This is a genomic window from Polynucleobacter sp. AP-Titi-500A-B4, assembly GCF_018688095.1.
Lineage (GTDB): Bacteria > Pseudomonadota > Gammaproteobacteria > Burkholderiales > Burkholderiaceae > Polynucleobacter.
Map to the genome: position 1 here is coordinate 121,806 of NZ_CP061311.1, position 12,779 is coordinate 134,584.

The 12,779-nt window shown below is 45.9% G+C and carries 12 protein-coding genes; 1 reads left to right on the plus strand and 11 read right to left on the minus strand.

What is annotated here, in order from left to right; genetic code table 11:
* Nucleotide 1 precedes the first annotated feature (1 nt).
* From FD968_RS00710 to FD968_RS00755, 10 genes are all read right to left on the minus strand, one after another.
* Nucleotides 2-1,348: an MFS transporter gene (locus tag FD968_RS00710; RefSeq protein ID WP_215366646.1), complete on the minus strand. Its 1,347-nt coding sequence runs from the start codon at nt 1,346-1,348 to the stop codon at nt 2-4.
* Between the two features lies 1 nt (nt 1,349).
* Complete coding sequence (gene rmuC / locus FD968_RS00715) at nt 1,350-2,624, minus strand: DNA recombination protein RmuC (protein ID WP_215366649.1); 1,275 nt, start codon at nt 2,622-2,624, stop codon at nt 1,350-1,352.
* Between the two features lie 14 nt (nt 2,625-2,638).
* Nucleotides 2,639-2,947 (minus strand): Grx4 family monothiol glutaredoxin, encoded by a 309-nt coding sequence (gene grxD, locus FD968_RS00720; RefSeq protein ID WP_215366652.1) that lies wholly within the window; start codon nt 2,945-2,947, stop codon nt 2,639-2,641.
* A gap of 109 nt (nt 2,948-3,056) precedes the next feature.
* Nucleotides 3,057-3,908 (minus strand): peptide chain release factor N(5)-glutamine methyltransferase, encoded by an 852-nt coding sequence (gene prmC, locus FD968_RS00725; RefSeq protein ID WP_215366655.1) that lies wholly within the window; start codon nt 3,906-3,908, stop codon nt 3,057-3,059.
* A 19-nt stretch (nt 3,909-3,927) separates the two neighbouring features.
* Nucleotides 3,928-5,007 carry a peptide chain release factor 1 gene (prfA, locus tag FD968_RS00730; RefSeq protein ID WP_215366658.1) on the minus strand — a complete coding sequence of 360 codons (1,080 nt, stop codon included), beginning with the start codon at nt 5,005-5,007 and terminating at the stop codon, nt 3,928-3,930.
* Entirely contained in the window at nt 5,008-6,324 is a 1,317-nt protein-coding gene (hemA, locus tag FD968_RS00735) for a glutamyl-tRNA reductase (protein WP_215366661.1), read from the minus strand.
* Between the two features lie 286 nt (nt 6,325-6,610).
* Entirely contained in the window at nt 6,611-7,396 is a 786-nt protein-coding gene (locus FD968_RS00740) for a uracil-DNA glycosylase (protein WP_215366664.1), read from the minus strand.
* A gap of 4 nt (nt 7,397-7,400) precedes the next feature.
* On the minus strand, nt 7,401-9,188 hold the full coding sequence (locus FD968_RS00745) for a M61 family metallopeptidase (RefSeq protein WP_215366668.1): 1,788 nt from the start codon (nt 9,186-9,188) through the stop codon (nt 7,401-7,403).
* Nucleotides 9,189-9,202: 14 nt separating this feature from the next.
* Nucleotides 9,203-9,931, minus strand: a complete 729-nt coding sequence (locus FD968_RS00750) for a DsbC family protein (RefSeq protein ID WP_215366671.1) — start codon at nt 9,929-9,931, stop codon at nt 9,203-9,205.
* The gene (locus FD968_RS00755) at nt 9,924-11,198 is read right to left on the minus strand and encodes an FAD-dependent monooxygenase (RefSeq protein WP_215366674.1); all 1,275 of its coding nucleotides are present in this window, start codon (nt 11,196-11,198) and stop codon (nt 9,924-9,926) included. The genes FD968_RS00750 and FD968_RS00755 overlap by 8 nt, the downstream gene beginning before the upstream one ends.
* A gap of 40 nt (nt 11,199-11,238) precedes the next feature.
* Between FD968_RS00755 and ychF the strand changes: the two genes are divergently transcribed.
* Nucleotides 11,239-12,333, plus strand: coding sequence for a redox-regulated ATPase YchF (ychF, locus tag FD968_RS00760; protein ID WP_215366677.1), 1,095 nt, complete (start codon nt 11,239-11,241; stop codon nt 12,331-12,333).
* Between the two features lie 77 nt (nt 12,334-12,410).
* Here the strand turns inward: ychF and FD968_RS00765 are convergent, their stop codons facing one another.
* Nucleotides 12,411-12,758, minus strand: a complete 348-nt coding sequence (locus FD968_RS00765; protein ID WP_215366680.1) for a hypothetical protein — start codon at nt 12,756-12,758, stop codon at nt 12,411-12,413.
* Nucleotides 12,759-12,779: the final 21 nt, after the last annotated feature.

Genomic DNA, 12,779 nt, shown 5'->3' on the forward strand with positions numbered 1-12,779 from the left:
TTTACTTTGCTAGTTTAGTCAATTTTGTTTCTGGTAAATAAAAAAATGCTGTTATTCCAGCTGCCCCAAGAAAAAGGGTTGGATACCAAAGCCCCGCAAGACTATTCCCCCAAACTTGATTTAACCAAGTCACAATCAGTGGCAACAATCCCCCAATCCAACCTGCAGCTAAATTATGAGGGAGTGTCGCGGCACTATTGCGATTTTTAGCTGGAAATAGTTCGGCTAGAAGTGCTGTTTGAGGTCCAACCACCAGTCCAAGAGTTAGCGAGAGAAGCGTTAGTATGACCCCTATTCCTGCGATTGAACTGTTGGTGGAAAATTGAATATAGAGCCCCCCAAAGTATTGAAGCAGTTGAAATGCGGGGCGTATAAAAATAACACCAAGAAGAATGCCGCCCAATACAACTGGTTTTCTCCCAATACGATCTGATAGCCATCCTGCGAATATCGTCAGCGGAAAAAGCATCATCGTTGCAAAAATGCTCAATTGATCAACCAACGCAGGATTGAGTCTAACGGATGTTTTTAAAAAGATCGTGGTGTATACCTGTACGCAAAAGAATAGAATTGCGCCGCTCGATGAGATGCAAAAAAATAATAGAAACATTCTCTTGCGAATTTCTGGATCTTTAAAATTATTCATAAGCTGAGACTCATTTTTTTCAGCATGCTTGCTGAGTTCTAAAAATACAGGGGTCTCCTCCAGTGCCATGCGTGCTTTAAATGCAATGAGTAACAGGAGTATCGAAATCCAAAACGGTACGCGCCAACCCCATGCCTCAAATTCTTCTGGCGATAGCCATTGCTGCAGGAAAGCTATTTGTAGCGTAGACACAAGAATCCCCAGTGGGCCCATCAACTGTAAAAAGCTTGTTTTAAATCCCCGGTTTTCATTGCCAGCGTGTTCCGTGAGGTAGACGGCGCTTCCGCCGATTTCACCCCCGGCAGAGAGGCCTTGCATAAGTCGAAGGCCAACTAAAAGAATCGGGGCCCAAATACCAATCTGGGCGTAGGTGGGTAAAAAGCCGACACTGACAGTTGCCAGGCCCATTAAGGCAATTGTGATCATGAAGACCGGTTTGCGCCCTATATGGTCGCCTAAAGAGCCAAATAAGGCTGACCCAATGGGTCTGACTACCATTCCAACACCAAATGTTGCCAGGCTAGCCAAAAGGCCTGCATTGGGGTCATTAGAAGGGAAAAATAGGGGCCCCAAAACAACCGCTAGGGTTGCAAAGGTGAGAAAGTCGTACCACTCTAAAAAAGTCCCAAAGCAGGCTGCAATAGCTACCTTCCTGAAATGCTGGGTACTTCTTATCTGACCTATCTTTTGAAGACTGTTCAATTTATTCAGAATCTGAGGAGGATTCAATTAAAGGGGCGGATAGATTCTTGCTAGGTTTCACGCCTAGCTCACGCACCTTTTCTGCGGAACGGATCAGATTGCCTTTGCCAGTCTTCAATTTATTGAACGCATCGTGATAGCTAGTTTGAGCTTGATCTAAACGCTGACCAAGTTTTTCAAGATCCTCTACAAAACCTACAAATTTGTCATAAAGACTGCCACATTGTTTGGCGATCTCTAAAGCATTGCGATTTTGGTGGTCTTGTCTCCAGAGGTGCGCAACAGTTCGTAGTGTTGCCATCAATGTGCTTGGGCATACCAACACAATATTTTTGGCAAGCGCTTCTTGATATAGATTCGGAGCGGTTTTAAGCGCTAGCAAGAAAGCAGGCTCAATAGGTACAAACATGAGTACAAAATCTACAGAGCCAACGCCATAGAGCGAGCTATAGTTCTTTCCAGAAAGTCCTTGGATATGCTGACGTAATGATTGGATATGGGCAGCTAATTCTCGTTCAGCGGTATCTGCATCCGTGGTTTCAGCATGCCTAGCATAGGCTGTAATGGAGACTTTGCTATCAACCACTAAGCTTCTACCCTCAGGCAGTTTGATTACTACGTCGGGTTGTAGTCGTGAGCCATCTGTTTGTGTATGGCTATCCTGAACCACATATTCTTCGCCTTTGCGTAAGCCAGACGACTCAAGAATCGATTCGAGGACCAACTCACCCCAGTTACCTTGGACTTTAGAATCACCCTTTAGCGCCTGGGTCAAAGAGCGTGTCTCATCAGACATCCGTAAGTTCAAGTTCGCTAGGCGTTCAATTTCACTTTTCAGGGCAAAGCGCTCACGCGCTTCATTGCCATAAGAGTTATTGACCTGCTCTTTAAATTCAGTGAGCTTGGTTTGTAGCGGCTTTAAGAGAGCATCAAGGCTAGCCGCGTTTTGTTCTGTGAAGCGCTTAGATTTGTCTTCCAGAATTTCATTAGCAAGATTTTTAAATTGGCTAGTCAGCGCTTCTTTTGCTTCATTCAGTGACTCAATACGTCCCAAACCTTGCTTGCGCTCTGAATCAAGCTCAGCTTCAAAGCGAATGGCATTTTGTAGTGCTTGATCTCGTTCTAATCTAAGACTTAAGGCTAAAGCACTTTCTGTTTGAGCTTGTAGTTCAGCTCGCGCAAGACTAGAGCGCAAATTGAGCGCATAAACCAAAAGGCCTGCGCACAATCCCAGTGGCAGGCCAAATAGTAGAAGCGAACTTAAATCAAATGTCACTATAGAAAATGAAATTAAGCTTTAACTAACTTTTGCAATTCACCAGACTCAAACATTTCGGTCATGATGTCAGAGCCGCCGATAAATTCACCATTGATGTAGAGCTGAGGAATAGTTGGCCAATTAGCATATTCTTTAATGCCTTGGCGAATACCTGCATCTTCTAACACGTTGACGGTATGCAGTTTTTCTACACCGCTAGCGCGCAGAATATTGATCGCATTACCCGAGAATCCACATTGCGGGAATTGAGCGGTACCCTTCATAAAGAGTACAACAGGGTGACTAGTAACAATTTCTTTGATTTGAGCTTGAGTATCCATAAATTCTTTCTAGAAAGGCAATAAAGCGGTAAAAATGATTTGGAACTGCTATCGGTTTGATTTTAAGACCTAATGCAAAAAAGGGTAACTCAGTATCTTATTTAGGGTCTTATTTTCGGGCAGATACCACTCGATTGTGACCAGCTAAATCTTGGTGAATTTGAATTTCGCGCATTCCTACGGTTTTCATAAGATCGACCACGGCCTCCGATTGATCAAATCCATGTTCAACCGCAATAAGACCCAGGGGTTTTAAATGATCTGCTGCCCCCTGAATAATCTCTTCAAGGCAGCTTAGGCCAGCGGCGTTATCCGTAAGTGCACAGAGCGGCTCAAACCGGAGATCACCTTGCGTGAGGTGGGGATCTTGATTGGCAATATATGGAGGGTTGCTTAAGATGACATCAAAAAGAGTGTTATCTCCCAAGGCCTCATACCAACTCCCCTGCATAAATCGGACGCGAGATTCAAGGTCTAAATGTTTGGCATTGGCTTGAGCAATGACAAGAGCATCGAAAGATTGATCTGTTGCGGTAATGAGAGTGCTCGAGCTTGCATGTGCAACTGCTAAGGCAATCGCCCCTGAGCCCGTTCCTAAGTCAAGAACATGAACCTTGGTAACTTCATTTTTAATACGCTCAATTTCATGCAGCCCAATTTCAACTAGGAGCTCAGTTTCTGGGCGGGGTATTAATACTCCAGGCGCAACCTGAAGTTCAATGTTATGAAAGCCCCGTTTGCCGATGAGATAAGCAATCGGCTCCCCTTGAAGTCTTTTGGATTCCAGCAATTTCCAATCATCAAGCGCCTTAACATTGAGCTCCATATCGTCGCGCGATAGTAGGGCAGAGCGAGGAAGTTGGTAGTGCTTATCCAGCACCTGAGCCATCAGAACTCGGGCTTCGTTTGAGGGAAGCGAGGTGGCGCTCAATAAGGAGCGCAAACTGAAATCATCACTCATGAAATGTTTTTGTTGTCGCTTAGCTGTCACCAAGGGCGGCAAGTAATTCAGCCTGATGCTCAGATGCTAGTGCATTGCATAGATCATTAATGTCACCATCCATCATGGCATCGATCTTATACAGAGTGAGATTAATGCGGTGATCGGTGATGCGACCTTGTGGGAAGTTATAAGTCCGAATACGGTCGCTACGATCGCCAGAGCCAATCAAAGATTTTCTAGTTTGCGCTTCAAGTTGATGTTTTTCGCGCTCACGTGCATCCATGATTCGGGAAACCAAAACCTTCATCGCTTGTTCACGATTACGGTGCTGGCTACGATCATCCTGACATTCCACTACGGTACCTGTTGGGAGATGGGTAATGCGAACGGCAGAGTCCGTCTTGTTAATGTGCTGACCACCTGCGCCAGAGGCGCGGAAGGTATCGATACGCAATTCGGCGGGATTAATTTTGACCGCTTCTAGTTCATCGGCCTCGGGCATGACTGCGACTGTGCAGGCTGATGTATGAATGCGTCCTTGTGTCTCTGTTTGTGGCACGCGTTGAACGCGATGACCACCAGACTCAAATTTCAGGCGTGAGTAGACAGATTGACCTACTAGACGCAGGACAACCTCTTTATAGCCCCCAAGATCTGATTCGGCGGCGCTGACTACTTCAACCTTCCAACCTTGACGCTCTGCAAAGCGGGTATACATCCGTAAAAGATCGCCAGCAAATAGAGCACTTTCATCGCCACCGGTTCCTGCGCGAATCTCCAAGAACACGTTACGCTCATCGTTCTCATCTTTTGGTAGTAAGAGCTTTTGCAGGGTGCCCTCTAGCTCCTCCATCGTTGCTTGAGCTTGCTTCTGCTCCTCATCCGCAAAGTCCTTCATGTCCGGATCTTTGCGCATTTCTTCGGCCGCTTGCGCATCTGCCTCAGCTTGTTTGTAGAGGCCAAATTGCTCCACCACAGTTGCAATATCAGAATGCTCGCGCGTGAGTTTCCGATAAGCATCCATATCTTTGGTCGCTTCTTCAGATGTTAAAAGGGAATTGAGTTCGGCTAAGCGCGTGTCTAGATGATCTAGCTTAGCCCGCATGCTGGGCTTCATCTAATGGTCTTCTGGTTTGGAGTGTGATGCGAATAGTTTTGGTAACAGCTTAATCAGAGCGTCACGCTCAGCACCATTCGAGTGCTGTAGCGCATGAAGTGAGCCATGTAAAAATTTATTAGTCAGTCCTTGAGCCATCGCATTGAGCACTTCTTGTGGATCATCGCCACGCATCAAGCGCTTCATAGCGCGCTCTAATTCAAGTTGTCTTAAGCGCTCACCTTGCTGTTGAATATCTTGAATCAAGGGAACTGCATTACGACTTTGCATCCAATGCATAAAGTTACCAACGCGATCTTCAATAATCGCTTCGGCTTGACTTACGGCAGCTTGTCGCAAGCTTGCGCCTGTTTGAATCATGACGCCTAGGTCATCAACGGTATAGAGGTACACATCATCGAGTCGAGAGATTTCTGGCTCAAAGTCACGTGGCACTGCCAAGTCAATCATCACCATAGGTTTATGGCGACGCTGTTTCAGGGCGCTTTCCACCATGCCAAGACCAATGATGGGCAGGGACGAAGCAGTACTCGAAACAATGATGTCGAACTCATGTAGGCGTCCAGGAAGCTCTGATAACTTAAATGATTCGGCTTGCGTATCTTGTGCGGCAATAGAGTCAGCTAGTTCTTGTCCGCGCTCAGTCGTACGATTAGCAATTGCAACATTTTTTGGTTTGCGTGCAACAAAGTGAGTTGCGCATAAGCCAATCATTTCACCGGCACCGATGAACAGAATTTTTTGATCAGAAATTTTTTCAAAGATCCGTTCAGAAAGTCGCACAGATGCTGCAGCCATAGAAATTGAATGCGCACCGATTTCTGTAGATCCACGAACTTCTTTTGCAACGGCAAACGTTTTTTGAAATAGCTGATTGAGATAGGTCCCTAAAACACCAGCATCATTTGCGGTACGAACAGCATCTTTCATCTGGCCCAAAATTTGGGTTTCTCCAATCACCATGGAATCTAAACCGCAAGCCACTCTAAAAGCATGTCGTACCGCGTCGGATTGGGGGAGGGAGTAGATGTGAGGCTCAAGACTGCTTGGTGCTAGTTGTTGGGTTTTAGCCAGCCAATCAAATGTTGCCTCATGAAGAATGCCGGCGGCATTCGCATCGTTAGCTGCGCAATAGACTTCAGTGCGATTACAGGTAGACAAAATAGTAGCTTCGGGCAGGCCAGATTGATTCGCCCCCAGCAAATGCTGGCGGAGATCGTGCAACGCTTCTTGAAGAAATTCAGGATCAAAGGCGACCTTTTCCCGAATGGCGACCGGCGCTGTGTGATGATTGATGCCGAGTGTCAACAACTTCATAATGGTGATTATAGATTTGATGACGTCATTAATGGGGGTAAGAATGGGGTTTTTGGCTTTTCTGCTAATTGGGGGTGCATCCGGGGCGTCTGCCTGGATTTTTTACCCTCGGCGATCCAAAGGCTCGAGTGGCAAGGGGGTGCTGATAGCGGCATTTTTAGGGTTTTTGGCGGCAAGCGCTAGTGCTTACTTGGGTCAATACATAGGCCTTTTTCAATCTGGCCAAATGCTTGAGTGGGTTAGCGCTGTCTTGGCTTCCTGCTTTATTGGTTTTATCTACACGTCTTTAGCCAAATAGATCGATTTGCCCAGCATTTACGGGAACCTTCTCTGAAGTCCCAATCCATTGAATGGGATTTAGCTGATTAGCAATTAACCATTCATTCGTCTTGGTGAAGTGATTGCAGCTGGCCGTCCCACCAGGCACTAAAAAAGGCTTATCAGTTTTATAAACCCCCAATCCAGAAGGATGTGAGGATTGCAAAATGAATGGATTTATTCTGGCCTCAATTCCCGTCTCAATCAGGGGCAATTTGGATTGTGCGTGCCCACCCCAAAGCATCCAAGCTAAAGACTTCTTGATTGCTAGCGCAGAAATTAAGCGATCAATCAAATGCTGCCATCCAAGCTTGGCGTGACTGCCGGCTTCACCCAATTTGACGCTTAACGCTGTATTGAGAAGAAGCACCCCTTGTTCGGCCCAATGATGCAAGTCACCATTTGCTAGTGAGCCAAAGCCCTCAAGAGCTAGAGCCTTGCTGATGTTGCGAAGTGAGCTTGGAAACTCACGTGAAGTACTTGCAATATTTTCTGGGATTGAGAATGCAAGTCCTTGTGCAAGCCCGGGTGAGTGATAGGGGTCTTGCCCGATGATTACGACCTTGACCGAATCAACCGGGGTTAGTTTGAGCGCTTTAAAAAAATTTTGTGGCTCAGGACGAACGCTTGCAAAGTCAGCATCTAAGACCGTTTGAATATTGCCTTCTAAATTTTTCCAAGCCGGAGTATCAAAATAGTCGCCTAATAGTGCACGCCAGTCCTGAGGAATATCGTCTTTAGAAAAAGAAGGCATTAATTTATCGGGGGCTAGTTTTTGCTGGCGCAAGCTCATATTGCGCAGGTAGCTGAGGGGACTCTAAAACTAAAATGCGTTCGTGTTCGAGGTCATCACGATAAAACGATAAGTTAATGCTCTGGTTTTCTGTAAGGCCATTTAGCACCTGATCCAAGCGACTGCTAGTGATGCGTTGACCATTGATGCTTGCCAGTAAATCTCCCGAGGACAAACCTGCAGTCTGGGCGGCCCCACCATCCAAAACATGAGTGACCTTGAGCCAGCCACCACTATCTGTATGGCGCATACCTAATTGCAGTTTGATTTTCTCCAGCTTAGTTTGTATTTTCGGTTTCACTGACACTAGCTTTGAAGCAATCCACTTTTGGATTGGGATATCTTCAGCTCCAAATACATAGCGTGATTTGATGTCGCCCCATATTTTGCTAAAGCCATTCCCTAGTAGCTCATAGATCAACTCATCTAAGCCATTCTCAGAAATTCCATCTAATGTGATGCCGTGTCTTTGCCAAATGAGGCGCATGAGATCGTCCAAAGATTTTTTATTCTTCGAGAATGCACGAATTTGCAAATCCAATCCTAGTGCTAGCAGGGCGCCTTTGCCGTAATAGCTAACAACAGTATTGGGGGTGTTCTCGTCTGCTTGGTAGTACTTGGTCCAGGCATCAAATGAGCTATCAGCTAGGCTTTGCTTCAATCTTCCGGGGCCACGCAAGACACCATTCCAGTTATCAGAAACCAGCTTTAAATAGGTAGTGAGATCAATTCGTTTACTACGCAAGAGTTGCAGATCATCGTAGTAGCTTGTGAAGCCCTCAAATAGCCACAGTAAGCGGGTGTGGTTTCTGTTGCCTAGTATGTATGGCTGGAAAGCCTTTGGCTGAATACGTTTTACTAACCAGGCATGAAAATACTCATGACTGCATAAGCCTAAAAATTCACGATAAGTGGTTTCGTCTAAGGGAATATTTTTTTGTGGAATTTGGTCTCGACGGCACAGAAGTGCAGTGCTGTTACGGTGTTCAAGACCACCATGGCCATTGAGAACTGCGTTCACCAAAAATAGGTAGTGAGTAAATGGCGCCTTTTTAGTCTTAGGCTCAAACAGATTAATGGAGCAAGAGCAAATGGCTTGCAAGTCGCTCGCTAGGCGTGCCGCATCAATCGGATGTATGCATCCCTGTATGGCCATGCTATGAGACGTATTGTTGGCAGACCAGCGTACTATCTGGAATTCGCCCATGGCTACTGGATGATCAATCAAGTCATCATAATTTTGGGCAAGGTAAAACCCAAAACCGCGCTCATCTGTCTTTGCTGATCTTAAGCTTGTTTGTACTGACCAGTGATCAGCAAATACCTCTTCAGGAGAGGTAATAGCTAGAGAGCATGGGAGGTGCTCCTGCCCTTTTACTTGCAGGCAGAGGCTAGTTGCATTGAAAAATCCACGCTCTGTATCAAGGTAGGCCGCACGAACTGAATTATCAAAAGCATAAACCGTTGTTAGGATATCTACAGCGCTATCCATTGGTGGCAGAAGCCAATGATCGTTATCAATACGCTCCAGATCAATTTTTTTCTTTGTTGGCCCCGAACTAAATGCTTCGATAGATTCAATATGTTTTGAGAAATCTCGAATTAAATAGCTGCCTGGTATCCACGCAGGCATTTGTACAACCTGTCCTTTGGGATCAGGGCGGGCAATATGAAGCTTTACTTGATAACGATGGCCATGAAGGTCTGCAGGCCATACGGTGTATTGAATTTCTGGCAGATCTGTTTTATTCATGATTCTTCGATCCGTTATTTCAGTGATGCAAATTTCTTTTCAATGTCAGCAATCTGTACAGCACCTGGAAAACGACTGCCATCAGTAAAGAAAAGTGTTGGCGTACCAGTAATGCCGTAGGTTTTGGCAAATGTCAGGTTTTTATCCAATGGATTGCTGCAATCTATTTTCCCACTGGGGGCAACTCCATTGATCATCCAATCCGTATAAGCCTTGTTGGGGTCAGATGAACACCAAATCTGTTTTGATTTTTGTATCGAATCTGCAGAGAGTATGGGTATTAAATAGGTGTAAATGGTGACATTGTCTAATTGTTGCAGAGATTTTTCTAGGCGTTTGCAATAGCCACAATTTGGATCTGAAAAAATTGCCAATTGGCGAGTGCCATTACCCCGCACTACCTTGAAGGCATTTGCTTGATTGAGGTCGGTCCATTTGATTCGATTGAGGTCGGCTTGTCTTTGCTCCGTAATATTTTTTCCAGTAGCGAGCTCAATAATTTCACCTTGAATTAGGTATTTGCCGGTGCTATCGGTATAGAAAATATCGTTCCCAACAAGTACTTCATACAGGCCAGATACTGGTGCAGGGGTAACACTACGCACTTTTGCGTTACTGCCCAATTTTTTTTGTATCTCCGCTTTTATTTGCTGATCGGCTTGAGCATGAGCCGTACCAGAAAATACTGTACTGGTACAAAGAATTGCAAAGACAGCAACTGCTACAGATAAAAATTTAGTCAAAATCAATGTCCCCTAATGCGCGCTCAATAAGGCGCTGTTTAATGAAGTGGCTTTTGTTCACTAAGCCTAAACCCCAATTGCGTAATTGCTTTTCAGTGCTGCTTCCACCCGAGAATAACTTTTTCAACTTATCAGTAACCCATAAAAGTGCACTTGTGTCACCTTGTCGCTGGCGCTCGTAACGGCGCAATAAATTCAAATCACTTAGCGAGCGAAATGATTCACGTTTGCTATAGATGTTGAGTAATACGGCAACATCTCGCAATCCCAAGTTCAGGCCTTGGCCCGCTAATGGGTGCATCACATGAGCTGCATCACCAATTAATACTACTTTTGGATTTGTCTCTGGACCAATGAAGCGAGCTGCGCGTAGCTTTCTTAATGGAAAGGCTGCGGGGGTGGAGTTCAGGCTCAACTCACCCAGTTGTTTTGCAATTGCACCATTTGCAATGGATGCGAAACGATCAAGCCACTCAGAAGAGTTGAGCTGTAAAAGTTCTGCGGCGTACTCAGGTGAGGTCGACCACACCATCGATACTTGTTTATTGGGTAAGGGGAGCATGGCCACAATATCTCCGCCTGGCAAGAACCACTGGAAGGCGGTTTCAAGGTGGGGATAGGTGCAAGTCCAGTTTGCTACTACTGCGCTTTGTGCATAACTTTCTTCGCTAGTGGCGATGCCGATCTCAGAGCGAATGGGTGAGTTTGCACCATCAGCTGCAATCACGAGTTGGGCGCGAATGATGGAACCACTTTTTAAGATCAAAGTAGTTCCATCTGCATCAACATTGATGCTTTCAACTACATCAGCAATTCGCTCTAACTTATTCTGAAAGCGTGATGCTTGATCAAGTGTGTGCTCGATTAAATTCGCCTCACCGATCCATGCCAATTGTGGGGCGCCAGCTTCAAATGCAGAGAGGTGTAGCTGATCATTTTTTTCACCCCGATCACCGTAGATGCGCATATCACGGACAACTTGCAGGCGACCGTGGTCGAGTGCGTCCCAAACCTGAAGATGGGCTAGGAGTTTTTGGGAGCTTGGTGAAAATGCATAAATTCTTTGACCCCATTGACTGCCTTCGGGGCTAGGCACCGTTTGCCCTAAATCAGGGGCAATTTCTAAGGTCTGAAGGCCAAGTTGAGCCATGCCTAGGGCACAGGCCTTGCCGGCAATGCCTCCGCCCACCACAACGACATCAACGGGGCGAATTTGACTGGAATTGGCGGGCATTTTGGATAAATAATTAGGGCTAGCTTCTGACATAACTCGATGATATCGAAACCAGCCCCTTTACAATAAGCTCATGTCTTTGAAATGTGGCATCGTCGGCCTGCCTAACGTCGGCAAATCTACCCTCTTTAATGCGCTTACCAAGGCTGGAATCGCAGCGGAAAACTATCCTTTCTGCACGATCGAGCCTAATGTGGGTGTTGTCGAGGTTCCTGACCCCCGTCTTGCTGCTTTGGCCGAGATCGTGAAGCCTGAGCGCATACTGCCTGCTGCAGTCGAATTTGTCGATATTGCGGGATTGGTTGCGGGCGCCTCAAAAGGTGAGGGCCTCGGCAATCAATTCTTGGCCAATATTCGGGAAACTGACGCTATTACCCATGTGGTGCGTTGTTTTGAAGATCCGAATGTCATTCACGTCGCAGGCAAGATTGATCCTATCGCAGATATCGGCGTGATTGATACTGAGCTAGCGCTATCTGATTTAGCGACTGTTGAGAAAACGCTCAACCGTTCAAGTAAAGCCGCCAAATCTGGTAATGATAAAGAAGCGGCTGCTTTAGTTGCAGTGCTCACTAAAGTGCAGGCACATTTGGATTCTGCGCTACCCGTGCGCAGCTTGAATTTAAGTGATGATGAAAAACTTTTAATTAAGCCTTTGTGCTTAATTACCGCTAAGCCTGCAATGTATGTGGCTAACGTGAAAGAGGATGGGTTTGAAAACAATCCTCACCTTGAAGCGGTTAGACAGCATGCCGCTAAAGAGAAGGCTCCTGTAGTGGCTGTATGCGCGGCTATTGAAGCGGAGATTGCGGATTTAGATGATGCCGATAAAACTGAGTTCTTGGCTGACTTAGGTATGGATGAGCCGGGTCTTGATCGCGTCATTCGTGCAGGCTATGCATTGTTAGGCCTGCATACCTATTTCACTGCAGGCGTGAAAGAAGTACGTGCTTGGACTATTCATCAAGGCGATACTGCTCCTCAAGCTGCCGGTGTAATTCATACGGACTTTGAGCGTGGCTTTATTCGTGCGCAAACCATCTCTTACGATGACTTCATTCAATTTAAGGGTGAGTCTGGCGCAAAAGAGGCCGGCAAGATGCGCGCCGAAGGTAAAGAGTATGTTGTTAAGGATGGAGATGTCTTGAACTTCTTGTTCAATGTTTAATCTTGTGGCACTGCTTGGTCAAAAGAAAAAGCCCTGAACTCAGAGCTTTTTTATTGGCTACTTCAGAGGCAAAAAGCTTAAGTTGATCTAGCCGCTTTCTCTAGACACTTGGAAATCTCTTCATAACGTTTGAGCGCTAGCTTGGTTGGTAACACTTCTTTTTTGCGACCATCTTCATTCGCTGCCATCTTAATATAGCCCATGGCGCTGAGATTTTTTAGGCGTCCGTGCAAGGTAGCTTGTGAGCCTAGCTCAGCCATGGAAATGAGATCTCCGACCAAGATGGACTGACTTGAGTGTGCGGCAGTGACAATTTTGTCCAACAAACTTTCTTCGATGGCATCCAGTTTTTTGCCAGGGTTCATGCGATCAAGAGCGTCGATCAAATTTAGGAAACGAAGATAGGAGGCTTTAATGTTTGTCATGCCAAGAGTGTAGGCTTAATT

Coding starts and splice junctions, on each gene's coding strand:
- grxD (WP_215366652.1), bottom strand. CDS start 2,947: ATGGATACTCAAGCTCAAATCAAAGAAATTGTTACTAGTCACCCTGTT.
- prmC (WP_215366655.1), bottom strand. CDS start 3,908: ATGAGTGATGATTTCAGTTTGCGCTCCTTATTGAGCGCCACCTCGCTT.
- prfA (WP_215366658.1), bottom strand. CDS start 5,007: ATGAAGCCCAGCATGCGGGCTAAGCTAGATCATCTAGACACGCGCTTA.
- hemA (WP_215366661.1), bottom strand. CDS start 6,324: ATGAAGTTGTTGACACTCGGCATCAATCATCACACAGCGCCGGTCGCC.
- FD968_RS00740 (WP_215366664.1), bottom strand. CDS start 7,396: ATGCCTTCTTTTTCTAAAGACGATATTCCTCAGGACTGGCGTGCACTA.
- FD968_RS00745 (WP_215366668.1), bottom strand. CDS start 9,188: ATGAATAAAACAGATCTGCCAGAAATTCAATACACCGTATGGCCTGCA.
- FD968_RS00755 (WP_215366674.1), bottom strand. CDS start 11,198: ATGTCAGAAGCTAGCCCTAATTATTTATCCAAAATGCCCGCCAATTCC.
- ychF (WP_215366677.1), top strand. CDS start 11,239: ATGTCTTTGAAATGTGGCATCGTCGGCCTGCCTAACGTCGGCAAATCT.
- FD968_RS00765 (WP_215366680.1), bottom strand. CDS start 12,758: ATGACAAACATTAAAGCCTCCTATCTTCGTTTCCTAAATTTGATCGAC.